Below are 18,999 nucleotides of genomic sequence, written 5' to 3'. Positions count from 1 at the left end.
CGCGGCGGCACGTGAGTCCACCGCCGGAGCACGTGCTCCGGCGGTGGACTCGTGCTCGGGCGGTGAACTCGTACTTCCGGGAGTACGAGTTCACCGCGACCCCGCGTGTCGGCGCTCCGCGGAGGTGGCGGGCAGGCCCGCGGCCGCGACGAGCGCGCACACCGGCTCACATCAGCGCGGGGATGACCTCGCGCTCGAACAGCTCGATGCTCTCCGTGTCGTAGGCGGCGTCGGGGAAGTAGAAGATCCCGTACGTCATGCCCGCCTCCCGGAGGGCCGTGAGCTTCTCGACGATCTGCTCGGGCGTGCCGTAGGCGGGCAGGTCCTTGAAGCCGCGGATCTGCCGCTCGACGTCGTCCTCGCCCATGAAGGCGCTGAGCCGGGCGCGGAGGCGCTCGAGCCGGTCGGCGACCTCCGCCTCGTCCCGGCCGATGGTGACGTTGTAGTTGGCCGAGCGGGTGATCTGGTCGAAGTCGGTGCCGACCTCCGCGCAGTGCTGGCGCAGGATCTCGCTCTTGCGGATGAAGCCCTCGAGGGTGCCGTCGAAGTTGGTGTACCGGGCGTGCTTGGCGGCGATCCGCAGCGTGACCTTCTCCCCGCCGCCGGCCACCCAGATGGGCACCCCGCCGGGCTGGAGGGGCAGCGGCCGGCAGATGGCGCCGTCGACGTCGTAGTGCTCGCCGTGGAAGGTGGCCTCGCCCTCGCGCCAGGCCTGCTCGAAGATCTCCAGCCCCTCGCGCAGCCGCGCCAGCCGCTCCCCGGCCCGGGGGAAGCCGTAGCCGTAGGCGCGCCACTCGTGCTCGTACCAGCCCGCGCCGATGCCCATCTCCAGCCGGCCGCCGCTGATGTGGTCCACCGTGGCGGCGACCTTCGCGAGGTACATGGGGTTGCGGTAGCTCATGCACGTGCACATCTGGCCCAGCCGCACCCGGTCGGTGCTGGCGCCCAGCGCCGCCATGAGCGACCACGCCTCGTGGGTGGCCTCCTCGGTCGCCACCGGCGTGGTGTGGAAGTGGTCGTAGACCCACACCGACTCCCACAGGTCCCCGGCGTCGGCCCGCCGGGCGAGAGAGCGCATGGTGGGCCAGTGCTGGGAGTCGTCGATGCCGACGAGGTCGAGCCGCCACCCTTGGGGAAGGAAGAGTCCGAAACGCATCTGTGTCATGGGTCGCAACCCTATGGCGCCGCCGCGAGCCGCTCTCGCCGGCGCGTCAGCCCACGTCGCACGGCCAGCACGAGGAGCGCCAGGACGGCCACGGCCAGCACGGCGACGGCGACCGGCAGCAGCACCGAGACGAGGACGAGGGCCACGGCGGAGACGTCCTCGAGCGTCGAGACCACCGGCGCCCCGGCGCCGGCGGTGGTGGCGTTCACCGCCGGGCGCGCCAGCGCCTTCGTGCCGTGGGTGACCAGCGCGAGCAGCACCCCGAGCACGACCGGCACCCAGCGCCACCCCTCCATCGCCGCGGGGTCGGTGACGGTCAGCGTCTGGGAGGCCGAGCCGGCCGCCAGCACCAGCCCGCCGGAGGCCGGGCGCACCACCGTCTGCAGGACGTCGTTGACGCTGTCGACCGCCGGGACCTTGTCCGCGACGACCTCCACGAGGAGGAGGACGCCGAGCACGACGAGGGCGACGTCGCTCTGCAGCCACTGCCACCCCTCGGGCAGGGCGAGCAGCCCGGTGAACCGGGAGAGCAGCCCCAGGGCCAGGAGGGGCACGTAGGCGTTGAGACCGGCGGCCATCGCCAGGCCGGACCCGGTGAGCAGCTCGAGCACGACCCAAGAGTGGCACGTGCGATGTGGCGGGGCGTCGTGGCCGCTCCGGGCCGCCGGCAGGACGGCGTGGCGCATGTCGCGCCCGGACGCTGCACTCAGGGCGGGCGGGGCCTGCGTACCCTGGGGCGGTGAGCACGCAGGCAGAGGACCCCACCGCGCCGACGGCGCCCTCGGGGCGGATCTGGACCCTGCCTAACGTGATCTCCGGCACCCGCCTGCTGCTCGTGCCCGTGTTCGGCGTCCTGATCTTCACCGAGCGCGACCTCGCGGCGCTCATCGTGCTCGTCGTCGCCGGCGCCAGCGACTGGCTCGACGGCGTCATCGCCCGCCGCTTCCACCAGACCAGCCGGCTGGGCCAGCTGCTCGACCCCGCCGCCGACCGGCTGTACATCTTCGTCACCCTGGTCGGGCTGGGCTGGCGGGACCTCGTCCCGTGGTGGCTCGTCGTCGTCATCGCCGCCCGCGAGCTCGTGCTGGCCGGCACCCTGCCGATCCTCGTGCGTCACGGCTACGGCCCCCTCCCGGTGCACCTGGCCGGCAAGGCGGGCACCTTCGCGCTCATGTACGCCTTCCCGCTGCTCCTCCTCGCCAACGTCCCCGGCGTCGTCGGCACGGTGGCGTGGACGTTCGGATGGGCCAGCGCCCTGTGGGGGGTCGGGCTGTACTGGTTCGCCGCCGTGCTGTACGTCGAGCAGGTGGTGCGCATCGTGCGGGCGGACCGGCAGGAGGAAGCCGCCCGATGACCCGGACGAACGACGGCGCCCGCACCCCCGGCGGCGCCAGCGCACAGGACGACGCGCGGGGAATCGGCGCGCCGACGCCCGCCGCCGCGCGCCCCCGCCGGCCCGACGAGTCCATGTCCCTGTTGCGTGAGGTGCTCGACAACCCCCTCGACGCCGGCTACCGCCAGTGGGCGGAGAGGGCCAAGGGCAGCCAGCAGAGTGCCCCGTCGAGCGGGTGGCGGCGCGTCGCGGTGGTGGCGGCGTGCGCCGTCATCGGCGCGGGCGCGGTCTGGTCGGCCCGGGAGCTGCGGCCGCAGGTCCAGACCGACAGCGCGCGCAGCCTGCTCGTCGAGGAGATCGGGCAGCGCCGGGCGGAGGGCGACGCGCTGAGCGCGGAGAACGACCGGGCGCTCGCCGAGGTCGAACGGCTCCAGCGCGACGCGCTGGCCGGGGTCGACGAGGCCGTGCTCGAGCATGCCGAGGAGCTGGGGATCGTCTCGGGCCAGACGCCGGTGCACGGGGAGGGCATCGTCGTCGAGCTCACCGACTCGGCCGCCGCGCAGCGGGACGAGCCAGGCAGCGACGACCAGCGCGTGAAGGACATCGACCTGCAGGTGGTCGTCAACGCGCTGTGGGCCTCCGGCGCCGAGGCCATCGCCATCAACGGCCAGCGGCTGGGCATGACGAGTGCCGTCCGGATGGCGGGGCAGGCGGTCCTGGTCAACCTCGAGCCGATCGTGTCGCCGTACCGCATCGAGGTCATCGGCGACCCCAACGCCCTGCAGACCAAGCTGTCTCGCACGTCGGCGGCCACGCACCTGAGCGTGCTGCGCGAGACGTACGACATCAGCGTCGAGATCCGGCGGGCCAAGGACCTCGAGCTCGCCGGCCGCCAGGCCCGCTCCCTCCACGCCGCTGTTCCGGTCGAGGACCGAGCGAAAGTCGCACCGGCGGGCCCCGGTGTGCCAGGGTTCGACGGCGAGCACGGCACCGGGCCGGCGCCGCAGGAAGAGGTGAGCTGATGCTGGCCGTCATCGGTCTCGTGATCGGAGTCGTTGCGGGGATCCTGCTCGAGCCGACCGTGCCCGTGGGCCTGCAGCCCTACCTGCCCATCGCCCTCATCGCCGCGCTCGACGCGCTGTTCGGCGCCGTCCGCGCCCGCCTCGACGGCGTCTTCGACGACCGCGTCTTCGTCGTCTCGTTCGTCTTCAACGTGCTCATCGCCGCGTTCATCGTCTTCCTCGGCGACCAGCTGGGCGTGGGCACGCAGCTGTCGACGGCGGTCGTGGTCGTCCTCGGCATCCGGATCTTCTCCAACGCCGCCTCCATCCGCCGGCACATCTTCCGGGCGTGAGCATGACCCCTTCCGAGCAGAACGGCACCACCCGCCCGTCCGCCTCCGCCAGCTCGCCACGTCCGGCGGGCAAGGCGGCATCCGCGGGAAAGGCGTCGGGTGGCAAGAAGCCCGCGCAGCCCAAGAAGCGGCCGGCGCGAGGCAAGGGCGCGTCCCCGGCGCGCGACAAGGGCGCCGGGACCACGAAGGAGGCCCCCGAAGCGGTCACGGCGCCGCCCGCTGCTGCTAGGAACGCCACCGAGCCGCCCGAGGAGGCGCTCTCCCGCGGCACGGAGGCGCTCGCGCCCGACGGCAAGGCCACCGAGCCGCCCGAGACCGCAGTCCCGGCGACCAAGGAGGCGGGCCCCGTCGGCGAGGAGACGCCCCCGGTGCGCGAGGAGGCGCCGCCGGCAGGCGAGCAGGCGCCCCCGGGCAAGAAAACGCCCCCCGTGGCCACCCAGAAGCCTGCGGCGCGCGAGCAGGCGCCGGCGAACGGCACCCAGAAGACGCCGGCCCGCGCCGAGGCGCCGGAGGCGGGCACGCCCGCGCCCGCTCCTCGCGAGGAGGCGGCGCCGTCGGCGGGCCCGACGAGGCCCGGGTCCGGCTGGCGCGACCTGCTCCGGCCCCGGGCGAGCGCCAGGCACCTGCTCGTGGCCGTGCTCTGCGCGGCGCTGGGCTTCGGTGTCGTGACCCAGATCCGCCAGACCCACGACGACGCGCTGTCCGGCATGCGCCAGGACGACCTCGTCCGGCTCCTCGACGAGCTCACCCGCCGCAACCACGAGCTCGACCAGGAGCAGGAGCAGCTGCGGTCCGACCTCGCCGAGCTCCGCTCCAGCACCAGCTCGCGCGAGGCCGCGGCGAAGGCGGCGGCCGAGCAGGCGCGGGTGCAGGGCGTCCTCGCCGGCACCCTGCCCGTCCAGGGGCCGGGGGTGCGGGTGACGATCCAGGACCCCGCGGGCGAGGTCCGCGCCCAGACGCTCGTGAAGATCCTCGAGGAGCTGCGCAACGCCGGCGCCGAGGCGGTGGAGCTGTCCGGGCAGCGGCTGACGGCCAGCAGCTGGATCCTCGACGCCTCGGGCGAGGGCGTCGTCGTCGACGGCACCACGGTGCGCCCGCCCTACGAGTGGACCGCCATCGGCGACCCCCACACCATCTCGGTCGCCCTCGACATCCCGGGCGGCGCCCTCGCCTCCGTGCGCAACGCCGGCGGCCGGGCCCAGATGACCGAGTCGGACGATCTTCAGATCACCGCCGTGCGCGAGCTCGAGGCCCCCAAGCACGCCACGCCGGCCCCGTCGAAGGACAACGGCTGAGGTCGCGGTGCCGTCAGCGGCGCCTTGACCTCTAGAGTGGACACCAGCAACAGCGGGCGTGACCGAGTGCGCCCCTTCCGCGCGACCCCAGGAGGCAGGCAGATGACCAGCACCCCGGAGCAGCCCGACCGCCCGGATGTCACCAGCACCGCCCGCTTCGGCGCGGTGGGCTACGAGGCCGACACCGAGCTGACGGCTCAGGGGATGGGCGTCGACGACGCCGCCGCCGTCGAGGCCCTGCCGCCGGCGTCGGCGCTGCTGATCGTCCAGCGCGGCCCGAACGCCGGCGCGCGCTTCCTCCTCGACGCCGAGCGCACCACCGCCGGCCGGCACCCCAGCTCGGACATCTTCCTCGACGACGTCACCGTCTCGCGCAAGCACGCCGAGTTCCTCGCGGTCGAGGGCGGCGGGTTCGCCGTGCGCGACGTCGGCAGCCTCAACGGCACCTACGTCAACCGGGAGCGGATCGACTCCGTCACCCTGCGCGCCGGCGACGAGGTGCAGATCGGCAAGTACCGCCTCACCTACCACCCGAGTCCCAAGCGGGGCGCGAGGCCGGCGGCGGGCGCGGACGCCAGGTGAGCCCCGCCGCGCAGCGCCGCCAGGCGCGCGAGCCCGACGACGCGGCGGAGCAGGGCACGAGCGAGGGGCACGACGGCCCGGTCTCCTGGCCGCCCGGGGTCTCCCACGAGCCGTCCATGAGCATCGGCGGCGTGCTGGCCGCGCTCAAGCCGGAGTTCCCGGCGGTGACCATCTCCAAGCTGCGATTCCTGGAGGAGCAGGGGCTGGTCACGCCGCAGCGCAGCGGGTCCGGCTACCGGATGTACTCCCGGGCGGACACCGAGCGGATCCGCTACGCCCTGACCGCCCAGCGCGACAGCTACCTGCCCCTGCGCGTCATCCGCGAGCAGCTCGCCGACCTCGACGCCGGCCGCACGGTCGAGCAGCCCGGCCGGGCGCGCGTGGTCACGCGCGACGGCGAGCTCGTCGCCCCGGCCCCGGGGGCCCGGGTGAGCGTCGCGGAGATCTGCGAGCTGACCGGCGCCACCGAGAGCGAGGTCGACGAGATGGCGCAGGCCGGGCTCGTCCTCGCCGACACCCGCGGCCGCTTTCCGGGCCGGGCAGTGCAGGTCGTCCAGGCCGTGCTGGCCCTCGCCCGGTACGGCTTCAGCCCCCGCCACCTGCGCACCGTGCGCACCAGCGCCGAGCGGGAGGCCGACCTCATCGACCAGGTGGTCGCCCCGCTGCGGGCCCAGCGCTCCGGCGCGGCGCGCGAGCGCAGCGCCGCCCAGGCCGCCGAGCTCGCCGAGCTCTACGCCCGCCTGCACGCCGAGCTGCTGCGCACCGCGGTGGACCAGCTGGGCTGACCCTCCGGGCCCTGCGGTTCCGGGCGCGGCCCGACCCGGGGCGACGTACCGTTGCCGCATGCGCGAGATGGTGGTCCTCGGCGTGCGAGTGAGCGTGCCCGGCAACGAGGTGGTCGTCGTGCTCGGCGAGCCGGGAGGCGACCTCGTCCTGCCCATCGTCATCGGGCCGCGGGAGGGCGCCGCGATCGCCTCGGCCCAGGCCGGGCTCGTCCCGCCGCGCCCGCTGACCCACGACCTGCTCGTGTCCATCCTCGACAAGCTCGGCGTGCGCGTCGTGGAGGTGCGCGTCACTCACGTGCTGCACGGCATCTTCCACGCCGAGCTGGTGCTGGGGAACGGGGCCGTCGTCGACGCGCGCCCGTCCGACGCCATCGCGATCGCGCTGCGCGCCCACTGCCCGGTGCTGTGCGAGGAGAGCCTGCTGGCCCTGGCCGGGGTGCCGGTGGAGGACGCCGGCCTGGACGCCTCCGAGACCCGCGAGGCCGGGGCCGCCTCCGGCACGCCGCCTGCGGCCGCCGAGGCCTCGCCGGAGGTCCTCGAGGAGTTCCGCGCCTTCCTCGAAGGCGTCGAGCCCGAGGACTTCCAGAGCCCCGGGGGCCCGGCCGAGCCGGGCGGGCCGGCCGGTGGCCCGGAGAAGGGCCCCCGCCACCGGGCGCCCGACGCGTCCGAGGGTGCCGGCTCGGGCGAGGACACCGCCGGGCCGGAAGACCCCGGCGAGGGCCCCGAGGAAACCTGAGGAAAGGGGTCCGCAGCGATGCGGCTCAACCTGAGGTCGAGGTCCAGACACGCCGGGTCCGACACACCGACTCTCCGTCGGGCGAGCCTCGTTGACCTGCCCAGGGGCGGGCCCTAGCGTGGGGCTCGTCGGAAAGCCGGGCACGAGTATCCTCAATGGGGGGCGGGGTTCCGGTGAATGACGACGGACAGCGACGAATGGAGATCCCTGTGAGCGGCACTGATGCGACGGCCGACGCCGTCCCCGGCGTCCCCCAGCGCGCCCAGGGCATGCTGTTCGGCGACACGCTGCCGGACCTCGACCAGGACACCGGCTACCGGGGCCCGACCGCCTGTCGCGCCGCCGGCATCACCTACCGCCAGCTCGACTACTGGGCGCGCACCGGCCTGGTCGAGCCGAGCATCCGCGGCGCGAAGGGCTCGGGCAGCCAGCGCCTCTACAGCTTCCGGGACATCCTCGTCCTGAAGGTCGTCAAGCGGCTCCTCGACACCGGGGTCTCGCTGCAGCAGATCCGCACGGCCATCACGCACCTGCACGAGCGCGGCGTCGACGACCTCGCGCAGATCACCCTCATGAGCGACGGCGCCTCCGTGTACGAGTGCACCTCCGCCGACGAGGTCATCGACCTCGTCCAGGGCGGCCAGGGCGTCTTCGGCATCGCGGTCGGCCGCGTGTGGCGCGAGGTCGAGGGGGAGCTGGCCCAGCTGCCCACCGAGCGCGCGCACGACGAGCCCCTGCCAGGTGTCGAGGACGAGCTCGCCCGCCGCCGCGCCGCCCGCAACGCCGGCTGAGCGGCGCGCAGGCCACCCCGGCCGAAGGTTTCGCAGCACCGGCACGAGGGCCCGTTCCGCCACCAGGCGGGCGGGCCTTGTCGCTGCCCTGCCGCGGCGGGCTGCTTCGTTGCGGGGCCCGTGCCGCGACCCGGACGCCCCGGCGTGCGCGGGGCGGGCGCCGGTAGGCTCGCGGCGTGTACCCCCTCCTCTTCCGCGCGGTCGCCGTGCGCCTGGACCCTGAGACCGCCCACCGGCTGGCGATGGGCCTGATCCGCACCGTGAGCCGCGTGCCGGTGCTGTCCGACGCGGTGCGCGCCACCCTCGGCCGGCGCCCGGCCGCGCCGGTCGCGGCGCAGGCGGACGGCGGCCCCTTCGCCCGGCCCGTCCCCGGCCGCCTCGGCCTCGCCGCGGGCATGGACAAGGACGCCGACACGGTCCTGGGGATGGACATGCTCGGGTTCGGCTTCGTCGAGGTGGGCACCGTCACCGCTCGGGCGCAGCCGGGCAACGAGCGCCCGCGGCTGTGGCGCCACGTGGACCTGCGCGCGCTGCGCAACCGCATGGGCTTCAACAACCGGGGCGCCGCGGCGGCGGGGGAGGAGCTGCGCCGCCTGCGGGCCACGCGCCGCGGCCGCGCCGTGGTGGTGGGCGCGAACATCGGCAAGAGCAAGGTCACCCCGCTGGCCGAGGCGGTGGACGACTACGTCACCAGCGCCCGCGCCGTGGCGCGCTGGGCGGACTACCTCGTCGTCAACGTCTCCTCGCCCAACACCCCGGGCCTGCGTGACCTCCAGGCCGTCGACGCGCTGCGCCCGATCCTCGCCGCCGTGCGGGCGGCGGCCGACGAGGCGGCCGGCCGGCACGTCCCGCTGCTGGTCAAGATCGCCCCCGACCTGGCCGACGGCGACCTCGACGCCGTCGCCGACCTCGCCGTCGAGCTGGGGCTGGACGGGGTGGTGGCCACCAACACCACGATCGCGCACGACCTCGGCCCCGGCGGGCTGTCCGGCGAGCCGCTGCGTGACCGGGCCCTCGCCGTCGTGCGCCGGCTGCGCGAGCGCCTGGGGCAGGGGCCGGTGATCATCGGCGTCGGCGGCATCTCCTCGGTGGCCGACGCCGAGGCGATGCTCGACGCCGGCGCCGACCTGCTGCAGGGCTACTCGGCGTTCGTCTACCAGGGCCCGGCCTGGCCCGGCCGCATCAACCGCGCCCTGGCCGCGAGCCGGTAGGCCGCGGCTACCGCGCGCTGGCGGCGAGCCGGTAGGCCGCACCGGACGGCGGCACCGTCACGTGGGACGGCGATGCGGGGCGTTCTCCCACGTCAGCCGCGGGTCGCGGACCACCTTGTCGCCCAGCACCTCGTCGATGCGGGTCATGACCTCGTCCGGGATCGTCACCCCGGCCGCCGCGGCGTTCTCCGCGACCTGCTCGGGGCGCGAGGCGCCGATGATCGCCGCGGTGACGTTCTCGCGCTGGAGCACCCAGGCGACGGCGAGCTGCGCCATGGTCAGGCCCAGCTCCTCGGCGATGGGCCGCAGGCCCTGGACCCGGGTGACGAGCTCCTCGTCGTCGAGGAAGCGGGAGATGAACCGCGCCCCACCCTTGTGGTCCGTGGCCCGCGACCCCTCCGGGGGCGCCTGCCCGGGCCGGTACTTGCCGCTGAGCACGCCCTGGGCGACGGGGGAGAAGACGATCTGGGACATGCCCAGGTCCCGGGCGGTCGGGACGACCTCCGCCTCGATGACGCGCCAGAGCATCGAGTACTGGGGCTGGGAGGAGATGACCTGGAAGCCGAGCTCGCGCGAGAGGTCGTGGGCGTAGCGCAGCTGCTCGGCCGTCCACTCCGAGACCCCGATGTACAGCGCCTTGCCCTGCCGCACGACGTCGGCGAAGGCCTGCATGGTCTCCTCGATGGGCGTCTCGACGTCGTAGCGGTGCGCCTGGTAGACGTCCACGTGGTCGGTGCCCAGCCGCTTCAGCGAGGCGTCGATGGACTCGAGGATGTGCTTGCGGGACAGGCCGGAGTCGTTCGGGCCGCCGGGCCCGGTGGGCCAGTAGACCTTGGTGAGGATCTCGAGGGACTCCCGGCGCTGCCCCTTGAGGGCCTCGGCCAGCACCGTCTCGGCCTTGCCGTTCGCGTAGGTGTCGGCGGTGTCGAAGGTGGTGATGCCGGCGTCGAGGGCGGCGTGGACGCACGCGGTGGCGGCGTCCTGGTCGACCTGTGAGCCGTGCGTGAGCCAGTTGCCGTAGATGATCTCGGAGACCTTCAGGCCCGAGCGTCCCAGGAATCGGTGGCTGACCATGCCGGCGATGCTAGGGGAGGGCCGGACCGGGCGCCGGTCAGGAGGGGTACTGCCCCCGCTTGACCTGCGGCTTGGGCTGGCGCAGCCGACGCCAGTAGAAGCTGCGCCCGAAGGCGTAGAACCCCGTCCACGGCGCGATGGCCTTGTCGCCGAACTTGGCGCGGAGCCGGCGCTTGAGGAAGAACACCATGATCAGCGAGTCGGCGATGGCGACGAGCAGCACGGCGTACATGCCCAGGACCATGATCTCGGCGAACTGCGGGAAGCGTCCGGCGAACATCATCGCGACGATCATCAGCAGGGCGAAGGGCATGAAGAACTCCGCGATGGACCACCGCGCGTCGACGTAGTCGCGGGCGTAGCGGCGCACCGGGCCCTTGTCCCGCACCGGCAGGTAGCGCTCGTCGCCGGTGATCATCGCCTGGCGCTGGCGCATGTAGGCCTCGTTGCGCACCTCGCGGGCGCGACGCTTGGCCTCCTTGCGGTCGTTCACCACGAGGGGACGGCGGTTCTGCGCCTCGGCCTCCTTGCGCTTCGGCGTGGGGCGACCCTTGCCGGTCCGCACCTCCTCGACGGAGGGCTCGGGCTCGGTGGGGGTGCTCTTGCGTCGTCCGATCACCCCAGCAGGATAGGCGAGCGCGGCCGTTCCTCGGGCCACGGACGGCCCGCCCGCACCGCCGTGACCGCGGCCGGGCGCCCGGCCCCGGGTAACCTCGGCGCCGTGACCACCGTCGACGAGCTTGCCCGGCGCACCCGCGAGGCCTTCCCCCAGGTGCGCGCCGACCTCGAGGACCTCGTGCGCATCCCGAGCGTGTCCTCGCCCGCCTTCGACCAGGCGCACGTGCGCGCCAGCGCCGAGCGGGTCGCCCACCTGCTGCGCGACGCCGGCATGTCCCAGGTGGACGTCCTGGAGGTCGAGCTCCCCGACGGCCGGCGCGGCCGCCCCGCCGTCGTCGCCCACCGGCCGGGCCCCGACGGCGCCCCCACCGTCCTGCTCTACGCCCACCACGACGTCCAGCCGCCGGGGGCGGCCGAGGGCTGGACGTCCGACCCCTTCGAGCCGGTCCAGCGCGGCGAGCGCCTGTACGGCCGCGGCGCCGCGGACGACAAGGCCGGGATCATGGCCCACGTCGGCGCGCTGCGCGTGCTCGGCGAGGACCTCGGCGTCGGCGTGACCGTCTTCGTCGAGGGCGAGGAGGAGATCGGCTCGCCGACCTTCACCCCGTTCCTCCACGCCTACCGCGACCGGCTGGCCGCCGACGTCATCGTCGTCGCCGACTCCAACAACTGGAAGGTCGGCGTCCCGGCGCTGACCACCTCCCTGCGCGGGCTGGTGGACTGCGAGGTCGAGGTCCGCGTGCTCGGCCACGCCGTCCACTCCGGCATGTACGGCGGCCCGGTCCTCGACGCCGTCACCCTCATGAGCCGCCTGGTCGCCAGCCTGCACGACGACGACGGCAACGTCGCCGTGGCGGGCCTGGTCGCGCGCGAGCACGCCGACGTGGACTACCCGGAGGAGGAGCTGCGCGCCGACGCCTCGGTCGTCGAGGGCTACCGGCTGGCCGGCACCGGCCCGCTCGCGGCCCGGATGTGGACCAAGCCGGCCATCTCCGTGATCGGCCTCGACGCCACCTCCGTGGCGCACTCCTCGAACACCATCGCCCCGGTGTGCCGCGCCAAGCTGTCCATGCGCATCGCCCCGGGGCAGGACCCGGCCGAGGCCGAGCGGCTGCTGCACGACCACCTCGTCGCGCACGCCCCGTTCGGCGCCCAGGTGTCCGTGACGCCGGGGGAGCGGGGCCAGGCCTTCGACGCCGCGGAGGACACCGAGGAGATGCGCAGCGCCCGGTGGGCCTTCCACCAGGCCTGGGGCCGCGAGCCGGTGGACATCGGCGTCGGCGGGTCCATCCCGTTCATCTCCGAGCTCCAGGAGGTCTTCCCCGAGGCGAAGATCCTCGTCACCGGGGTGGAGGACCCCGACTCCCGCGCGCACAGCGAGGACGAGTCCGTGCACCTGGGCGAGCTGGAGAAGGTCGTGCTGGCCGAGGCGCTCCTGCTGGCCAAGCTGGGCCACCAGGTCTGAGCGTGCGGGTGCTCCTGGCGCCGGACCGCCTCTCCGGCGCCCTGACGGCGGTCGCCGCGGCGCGGGCGCTGGCACGTGGGTGGGCCGAGGGGGCGCCGGACGTCGACCTCGCCGAGGCACCGATGTCCGACGGCGCCGCCGGGCTCCTCGACGTCGTCGCGGCCGCGCGCGGGGGCACGCTCGTGCCCGCGACCGTGCCGGGCCCGCTCGGTGAGCCGGTGCCCGCCGCCGTGCTGCACGTGCCCGGCGCCGGCGGCGGGACGGCCTACGTCGAGGCCGACCAGGTGCTCGGCCGCCACCTCGTGGCCGAGCCGGACCGCCGCGCCGCGGCCACCGCCGGCACGTCCGCCGGACTGGGGGAGCTGCTGGCCGCCGCGGTGCGCACCGGCGCCGGCCGCGTCGTCGTGGGCCTCGGCGGTGCCGCCGTGCACGACGCCGGCGCCGGGCTGCTCGCCGCCCTGGCCCGGGCGCTCGGCACGGGCCCGGCCCCCGCGGGGCTGGAGCGGGGCGGGGCGGCGCTGGCGACCCTCGCGCCGCTGCCCGCCGCGACGTTGTCCGGCGTCCGCGCGGGCCTCGGCGGCGCGGACCTCGTCCTCGCGCTGGCCGACGACGCCCCCCTCCTCGGCCTGCACGGGGCCGGTGCCCTGCTCGGTCAGGACCCGGCGGTGGGACCGGCGACGGCCCAGGAGCTCGAGCGCGCGATCGGGCACGGCGCCGCCGTGCTCGAGAAGGCCGCCGCCGGACTCGCCCGCCGTCCCGCCCTCGCCGTCGTCGGCGGGACGGACGAGGCGACGACGCGCACCCGGCTCGCCCGCCAGGAGGGCACCGGCGCGGGGGGCGGCGCGGCGTTCGCGCTGCGGCTGCTCGGCGCCCGGGCGCTGCCCGGAGCGGAGGTCGTCGCCGACGCCGTCGGGCTCGCGAAGCACGTGGCCGAGGCGGACCTGGTCGTCACCGGGACCACGGTGCTCGACGCCGCCGCCCTGACCGCCTCGGTCCCGGCGACGGTCGGCCGGCTGGCGATGGCCCGGGGCGTGCCCGTGGTCGTCGTCGCCGAGGAGGTCGTGACGAGCCGCCACGAGGTCGCCCAGATCGGCGTGAACGGGACGTACGAGCTGGTCGAGCGACGGCGCGGCCGGCCCGCTCCCGGCCCGGCGACGCCGGTGGCCCGGCTCGAGGCGCGCGCCACGCGCCTCGCGCGGACGTGGTCGGTGTGATGCGAGGGCGCGCACTTGCCGGGGCCGAGGGCGGTGTGACGCGGGGGCGCGCCCATGCCGGGCCGAGGCCTCCGCACGGGCCCTCGCCGCCCTGCCGTCCGCGCGCCCGGCGTGGCTCCTACCACCGCAGGGGCCCGTGCACGAACGGGGCCGGAGGACGTACATTGCTGACAAGGACGTACGCTGGCGGAACAAGGCCGTCACGGGCATGGTTCGACTTGTCGAGACGTCCATCGACGAAGCGGAGAGACGAATGAGCGAGACCACCGAGGTCACCACCCACGGCGTGGAGCTGACCGACGTCGCTGCGAACAAGGTGAAGACCCTGCTCGAGCAGGAAGGCCGCGACGACCTTCGCCTGCGGGTGGCCGTGCAGCCCGGCGGCTGCTCGGGCCTGATCTACCAACTGTACTTCGACGAGCGCCTCCTCGACGGGGACGCCGTCCGGGACTTCGGCGGCGTGGAGGTCGTCGTGGACCGCATGAGCGTGCCCTACCTCGACGGCGCGACGATCGACTTCGCGGACACGATCGAGAAGCAGGGCTTCACGATCGACAACCCGAACGCCGGGGGCTCCTGCGCCTGCGGCGACTCCTTCCACTGATCGGCTGATCGGCGTCAGCCGACCCGCGGCCCCGTGCCGGACCACCGGCGCGGGGCCGCAGCCATGCCCGGGGACACCCGGGAGCACCACCCGAACCCCACTGGAGAACTTGTGCGCCGTAGCCCCGCCGTCCTGACCTCTCTCGCCGTCGCCGCGGCGCTCACGCTGGCCGGCTGTTCCGGCGGCTCGACGCCCGAGCCGAGCGCCTCGGCCTCGGAGAGCGCCTCCGCGACGGCGACGCCGGCCGGCACCGAGATGCCCACGGTGGAGGGGGCGTTCGGCGAGGACCCGAAGATCACCTTCCCCGGCACCGGTGCCCCGGCCGACCTCAAGGTCGAGGTGCTCCACGCCGGCGACGGCGCCGAGGTCGGCGCCGACGACTTCGTGGTGGCGCACTACAAGGGCCAGGTCTGGGACGTCGACAAGGCCTTCGACAGCTCCTTCGACCGCGGCGCGCCCACCGGGTTCAGCCTCAACGCGGTCATCAAGGGCTGGAAGCAGGGCCTGACCGGGACGCACGTGGGCGACCGGGTGCTGCTGTCCATCCCGCCGGACCTCGGCTACGGCGAGCAGGGCGCCGGCCAGGACATCCCCGGTGGCTCGAGCCTCGTCTTCGTCGTCGACGTCGTCGACGCCTACGGCAAGGGCGCGGCGGGCCAGGCCGACGCCAAGCCGGTCGAGCCGGCGCCGGACCTGCCCGTGGAGGTCACGGGCGACCTGGGCGCGCCCGCGGAGGTCAAGGTGAAGGAGGGCGCGGCCGAGCCGACCAAGCCCACCGCCACGGTCATCGCCACGGGCACCGGCGAGGCCGTCCCGGAGACGCCGGGCACCACGCTGATCCTCCAGCTCGCCGAGAACGTCTGGGACAACAGCCAGGCGAACTCGACGTGGCAGACCTCGGGGCCCACGTCGGTCCAGGTGGGGCAGGGCGGCATCTTCGACCAGCTGGTTGGCGTGCCCGTGGGCTCCCGGGCGGTGCTGCAGCTGCCCGCCAACGAGAACTCCGGCAACGGCACGCCGTCCCCGGCGATCGCCGGCGTCGTCGACATCGTCGGCATGGTGCCCGCCCCCGCCACCAAGTAGCCCTCCACCGCCTTACCGCGCCGGGCGTGCACCGACACGCCCGGCCCCACCGGCCCCGTCCCCGCCCCGGAGACGGGGCCGACGTGTCCCGTCGACCCGGAACCGGACAATCGGGGACGAACCGGCCGGATCGATCTGACGATTCGTCAACACCGCCGTCCCATCCGCGCCGTGGCGGGCGCGACCAGCCGCGAATCCCCGGTAGTGTGAGCCCGAAGGACGTTGGTCCCGGGACATTGCCGCGCGCGGAGACGCGCGCCGGGTCCCGGAGACCGACCCACCAGTAGCACAGCACCGCGTCGGAAGGTCAGATCCCGTGCGATCACCGTCTCTCAACCAGGGCAAGCGCCTCGGGCGCTCCCTGGTCCTCGCCGTAGGGGTGGCGCTCGTAGCCGCCGCCTGCGCCCCTGCGGACCAGTTCCCGAGCGAACCGGGCAAGGGCGTCGATGTCGGCTTCCTGCCCAGCGAGCGGGGCCTGACCGACCACACCTCCAAGGTCATCGACCTGTGGAACGGGTCCTGGATCGCCGCCCTCGCCGTCGGCGTCCTCGTGTGGGGCCTGACGATCTGGTGCATCGTCGCCTACCGCAAGCGCAAGAACGACAACGAGCTGCCCGTGCAGCTGCGCTACCACGTGCCGCTGGAGCTGATGTACACGGTGGTGCCGATCCTCATGATCGGCGTCCTGTTCTTCTTCTCCAGCCGGGCGCAGGGGCCCATCACGGACGTCAGCGCCACGCCGGACCAGAAGATCGAGGTCTACGGCAAGCAGTGGAGCTGGGACTTCAACTACCTCACCGAGGACGTGCACTACTCCGGCGACCGGGTCAGCCTGACCGGCAAGCCGGGCGTCGAGGAGACGCTGCCCACGCTCTACCTGCCGGTCAACGAGCGCGTCGAGTTCACGATCAAGTCCCGCGACGTCGCCCACTCGTTCTGGATCCCCGCGTTCCTCTACAAGCTCGACGCCATCCCGGGCCGGGAGAACCACTTCCAGGTGACCCCGGAGAAGGAGGGCACCTACTCGGGCAAGTGCGCCGAGCTCTGCGGTGAGTTCCACTCCGAGATGCTGTTCAACGTCGAGGTGGTCGACCGCGCGACCTTCGACCAGAAGATGAACGAGCTGCGGCAGGCGGGCCAGACCGGCCGCCTGGGCGACGAGCTCAACCGCCAGTACAACGTTGCCGGGGCGACCTCCGGTGAAGGGAGTCAGCACTGATGGCGGCCACCATCGAGGCCCGCCCGGAGATCGTGCCGGGGCTTCGCCCCCAGAAGCAGAGCCTGGGCAAGATCCTGGTCTCGTGGATGACCTCCACGGACCACAAGACGATCGGGTACATGTACCTGATCACGTCGTTCGTCTTCTTCATGATCGGCGGCGTGCTGGCCCTGCTCATCAGGGCCGAGCTGTTCGAGCCGGGCATGCTCCTGCAGTCCAAGGAGCAGTACAACCAGCTGTTCACCATGCACGGCACGATCATGATGCTGCTGTTCGCGACGCCGCTGTTCGTGGCGTTCGGCAACATCCTCGTGCCGGTGCAGATCGGCGCGCCGGACGTGGCGTTCCCCCGGCTGAACATGTTCGCCTACTGGCTGTACTCGCTCGGCGGGCTCATCACCGTCGGCGGGTTCCTTACCCCCAAGGGCGCGGCGTCCTTCGGCTGGACCGCCTACACCCCGCTGTCGCTCGAGACCTTCTCCCCGGGCCTGGGCAGTGACCTGTGGGTCATGGGCCTGGCGATGACCGGGTTCGGCACGATCTTCGGCTCGGTGAACTTCATCGCCACGATCATCACCATGCGCGCCCCGGGCATGACGATGTTCCGGATGCCGATCTTCACCTGGAACATCCTCATCACGTCGATCCTGGCGCTCATGGCGTTCCCGGTGCTGGCCGCCGCCCTGTTCGGCATGGCATTCGACCGCGTGCTGGGCGGGCAGATCTACAACCCCGACGCCGGCGGCTCGATGCTCTTCCAGCACCTGTTCTGGTTCTTCGGCCACCCCGAGGTGTACATCATCGCGCTGCCGTTCTTCGGCATCGTCTCCGAGATCATCCCGGTCTTCTCCCGCAAGCCGATCTTCGGCTACAAGGGCCTCGTCTACGCCACGATCTCCATCGCGGCGCTGTCGGTGACCGTGTGGGCGCACCACATGTTCACCACCGGCGGCGTCATGCTGAGCTTCTTCTCCCTGATGACCATGCTCATCGCGGTGCCCACGGGCGTGAAGTTCTTCAACTGGGTGGGCACCATGTGGCGCGGCAAGCTCACGTTCGAGACCCCGATGCTGTACTCGCTCGGCTTCCTGGTGACCTTCCTCTTCGGCGGTCTCACCGGCATCATCCTGTCCAGCCCCGTGATGGACTTCCAGGTCCAGGACAGCTACTTCGTCGTCGCGCACTTCCACTACGTCGTGTTCGGCACCGTGGTGTTCGCGATGTACGCCGGCTTCTTCTTCTGGTGGCCCAAGTTCACCGGCCGGATGCTCGACGAGAAGCTGGGCAAGATCCAGTTCTGGCTGCTGTTCATCGGCTTCCACGCCACGTTCCTCGTCCAGCACTGGCTGGGCGTCCAGGGCATGCCGCGGCGGTACGCCGACTACATGACCGAGGACGGGTTCACCCTCTACCACCAGATCTCCACGGTGGGCTCGGTCGTCCTCGCGGCGTCGACGCTGCCGTTCCTGTGGAACGTCTACAAGACCCAGCGCGGCCCGCGCACGGTCTTCGTCAACGACCCCTGGGGCTTCGGCCAGTCGCTCGAGTGGGCGACCGCCTCGCCGTTCCCGCGGCACAACTTCACCTCGCTGCCGCGCATCCGCTCCGAGCGGCCGGCGTTCGACCTGCACCACCCGGAGGTCGCGGCGCTGGACCACGCGGAGCCGAACCGCGACGTGCTCGACTCCGTCTACGCGGGCGCCGAGCGTGAGGGCCGTGGCACAGTGATCGAGGAGCGCGTCCAGCGCCGTCAGGGCGACGAGGGAGAGGTCCGATGAGCAAGGAGCACGCGGGCGGCCACGTCCAGCAGGAGCAGGCCAAGCCCATGCGGGTGGAGGCCTGGCTGCTGAGCGCCGGAGTCCTCTTCTTCGTCCCGCTCGGGATCATCTACGGGTACGTCGCCGAGTGGGAGCCGGTCGGGACCGTCGGCTTCTTCCTCCTCGGCGGCATGTTCTCCCTGGCGGGCGGCTACATGTGGCTGACGGCGCGCCGCGTCTCCCCGCGCCCGGAGGACAACCCCACCGCGGACATCGAGGAGCGGGCCGGCGACGTCGGCACCTTCTCCCCGCACAGCTGGTGGCCGTTCGTCATGGGCCTGGGTGTCGCCGTGGCATTCCTCGGCGTGGCGGTCGGCTGGTGGCTCACCGGCATCGGCGCCGTCGTCGCGCTGGTGGCCCTGGCCGGCCAGCTCACCGAGTTCTCCCGCGGCCTGCACGCGCACTGACGCGTCGGCCGCACCACCAAGAAGGCCCCCGGGCGTGATGCCCGGGGGCCTTCTGGCACTCCAGGGGGCGGCCGGCGCCCGGCGCCCGGCGGCCGGTGGCCGGCGGCCGCCGGGCGGGACGCCACAGGTCCGAGGGGACGGGGAGCGCTCGGGGCGGCGCACGGCAGGGGGTGCGGGGCCGCGCGAGCCCCTGTGCGGGACGACCCGGCGGGCACCGGCGACCTCTGTACCGCTTCTCCGCCCGGG

General features: G+C 73.6%; 20 protein-coding genes. 16 read left to right on the top strand and 4 right to left on the bottom strand.

What is annotated here, in order from left to right; all coding sequences use genetic code 11:
• Positions 1 to 166: 166 nt before the first annotated feature.
• Both GD970_RS02830 and GD970_RS02825 read right to left on the bottom strand, forming a co-directional pair.
• Positions 167 to 1,156, bottom strand: coding sequence for an LLM class F420-dependent oxidoreductase (locus GD970_RS02830; protein WP_152200738.1), 990 nt, complete (start codon positions 1,154 to 1,156; stop codon positions 167 to 169).
• 20 nt (positions 1,157 to 1,176) lie between these two features.
• Positions 1,177 to 1,776: a DUF4126 domain-containing protein gene (locus GD970_RS02825; RefSeq protein WP_152200517.1), complete on the bottom strand. Its 600-nt coding sequence runs from the start codon at positions 1,774 to 1,776 to the stop codon at positions 1,177 to 1,179.
• Between the two features lie 128 nt (positions 1,777 to 1,904).
• Between GD970_RS02825 and GD970_RS02820 the strand changes: the two genes are divergently transcribed.
• The 9 genes from GD970_RS02820 to GD970_RS02780 all read left to right on the top strand — a co-directional run bounded on the left by GD970_RS02820 (position 1,905) and on the right by GD970_RS02780 (position 9,252).
• Positions 1,905 to 2,519, top strand: coding sequence for a CDP-alcohol phosphatidyltransferase family protein (locus GD970_RS02820; protein WP_226925107.1), 615 nt, complete (start codon positions 1,905 to 1,907; stop codon positions 2,517 to 2,519).
• A complete protein-coding gene (locus tag GD970_RS02815) occupies positions 2,516 to 3,520 on the top strand; it encodes a DUF881 domain-containing protein (RefSeq protein WP_170297243.1) in 1,005 nt (334 codons plus the stop codon). Before GD970_RS02820 ends, GD970_RS02815 begins: the two co-directional genes overlap by 4 nt.
• Positions 3,520 to 3,852, top strand: a complete 333-nt coding sequence (locus GD970_RS02810; RefSeq protein WP_152200512.1) for a small basic family protein — start codon at positions 3,520 to 3,522, stop codon at positions 3,850 to 3,852. The genes GD970_RS02815 and GD970_RS02810 overlap by 1 nt, the downstream gene beginning before the upstream one ends.
• Positions 3,853 to 3,854: 2 nt before the next feature.
• Positions 3,855 to 5,147 carry a DUF881 domain-containing protein gene (locus GD970_RS02805; RefSeq protein ID WP_226925118.1) on the top strand — a complete coding sequence of 431 codons (1,293 nt, stop codon included), beginning with the start codon at positions 3,855 to 3,857 and terminating at the stop codon, positions 5,145 to 5,147.
• Positions 5,148 to 5,249: 102 nt separating this feature from the next.
• On the top strand, positions 5,250 to 5,729 hold the full coding sequence (locus GD970_RS02800; protein ID WP_152200508.1) for an FHA domain-containing protein: 480 nt from the start codon (positions 5,250 to 5,252) through the stop codon (positions 5,727 to 5,729).
• Positions 5,726 to 6,514, top strand: coding sequence for a transcriptional regulator FtsR (gene ftsR, locus GD970_RS02795; RefSeq protein ID WP_226925106.1), 789 nt, complete (start codon positions 5,726 to 5,728; stop codon positions 6,512 to 6,514). The genes GD970_RS02800 and ftsR overlap by 4 nt, the downstream gene beginning before the upstream one ends.
• 58 nt (positions 6,515 to 6,572) lie before the next feature.
• Positions 6,573 to 7,250 (top strand): bifunctional nuclease family protein, encoded by a 678-nt coding sequence (locus GD970_RS02790; protein ID WP_152200506.1) that lies wholly within the window; start codon positions 6,573 to 6,575, stop codon positions 7,248 to 7,250.
• A 197-nt stretch (positions 7,251 to 7,447) separates the two neighbouring features.
• Entirely contained in the window at positions 7,448 to 8,041 is a 594-nt protein-coding gene (locus GD970_RS02785) for a MerR family transcriptional regulator (protein WP_193314869.1), read from the top strand.
• A 176-nt stretch (positions 8,042 to 8,217) separates the two neighbouring features.
• Complete coding sequence (locus tag GD970_RS02780) at positions 8,218 to 9,252, top strand: quinone-dependent dihydroorotate dehydrogenase (protein ID WP_152200501.1); 1,035 nt, start codon at positions 8,218 to 8,220, stop codon at positions 9,250 to 9,252.
• A 57-nt stretch (positions 9,253 to 9,309) separates the two neighbouring features.
• On the opposite strand, the gene GD970_RS02775 is transcribed toward GD970_RS02780, so the two are convergent.
• Both GD970_RS02775 and GD970_RS02770 read right to left on the bottom strand, forming a co-directional pair.
• A complete protein-coding gene (locus tag GD970_RS02775) occupies positions 9,310 to 10,326 on the bottom strand; it encodes an aldo/keto reductase family protein (RefSeq protein ID WP_152200499.1) in 1,017 nt (338 codons plus the stop codon).
• A gap of 37 nt (positions 10,327 to 10,363) precedes the next feature.
• Positions 10,364 to 10,945, bottom strand: coding sequence for a DUF3043 domain-containing protein (locus GD970_RS02770; RefSeq protein WP_211489784.1), 582 nt, complete (start codon positions 10,943 to 10,945; stop codon positions 10,364 to 10,366).
• Between the two features lie 102 nt (positions 10,946 to 11,047).
• On the opposite strand from GD970_RS02770, the gene GD970_RS02765 reads away from it, so the two are divergent.
• The 7 genes from GD970_RS02765 (at position 11,048) to GD970_RS02735 (ending at position 18,753) form a co-directional block, all read left to right on the top strand.
• Complete coding sequence (locus GD970_RS02765) at positions 11,048 to 12,409, top strand: dipeptidase (RefSeq protein WP_152200494.1); 1,362 nt, start codon at positions 11,048 to 11,050, stop codon at positions 12,407 to 12,409.
• Positions 12,410 to 12,411: 2 nt separating this feature from the next.
• Positions 12,412 to 13,623, top strand: a complete 1,212-nt coding sequence (locus tag GD970_RS02760; protein ID WP_193314868.1) for a glycerate kinase — start codon at positions 12,412 to 12,414, stop codon at positions 13,621 to 13,623.
• 253 nt (positions 13,624 to 13,876) lie between these two features.
• Positions 13,877 to 14,227, top strand: a complete 351-nt coding sequence (locus tag GD970_RS02755; RefSeq protein WP_152200489.1) for a HesB/IscA family protein — start codon at positions 13,877 to 13,879, stop codon at positions 14,225 to 14,227.
• Between the two features lie 63 nt (positions 14,228 to 14,290).
• Positions 14,291 to 15,310, top strand: coding sequence for an FKBP-type peptidyl-prolyl cis-trans isomerase (locus GD970_RS22570; protein ID WP_152200487.1), 1,020 nt, complete (start codon positions 14,291 to 14,293; stop codon positions 15,308 to 15,310).
• 316 nt (positions 15,311 to 15,626) lie between these two features.
• Positions 15,627 to 16,529 (top strand): aa3-type cytochrome oxidase subunit II, encoded by a 903-nt coding sequence (gene ctaC / locus GD970_RS02745; RefSeq protein WP_226925105.1) that lies wholly within the window; start codon positions 15,627 to 15,629, stop codon positions 16,527 to 16,529.
• On the top strand, positions 16,529 to 18,307 hold the full coding sequence (ctaD, locus tag GD970_RS02740) for an aa3-type cytochrome oxidase subunit I (protein WP_152200485.1): 1,779 nt from the start codon (positions 16,529 to 16,531) through the stop codon (positions 18,305 to 18,307). The genes ctaC and ctaD overlap by 1 nt, the downstream gene beginning before the upstream one ends.
• Positions 18,304 to 18,753: a cytochrome c oxidase subunit 4 gene (locus GD970_RS02735; protein WP_405002556.1), complete on the top strand. Its 450-nt coding sequence runs from the start codon at positions 18,304 to 18,306 to the stop codon at positions 18,751 to 18,753. The genes ctaD and GD970_RS02735 overlap by 4 nt, the downstream gene beginning before the upstream one ends.
• Positions 18,754 to 18,999 lie beyond the last annotated feature (246 nt).

The sequence above is a fragment of the Georgenia thermotolerans genome, assembly GCF_009193185.1.
Lineage (GTDB): Bacteria > Actinomycetota > Actinomycetes > Actinomycetales > Actinomycetaceae > Georgenia > Georgenia thermotolerans.
This window is presented reverse-complemented; position numbering and strand designations above follow the sequence as displayed.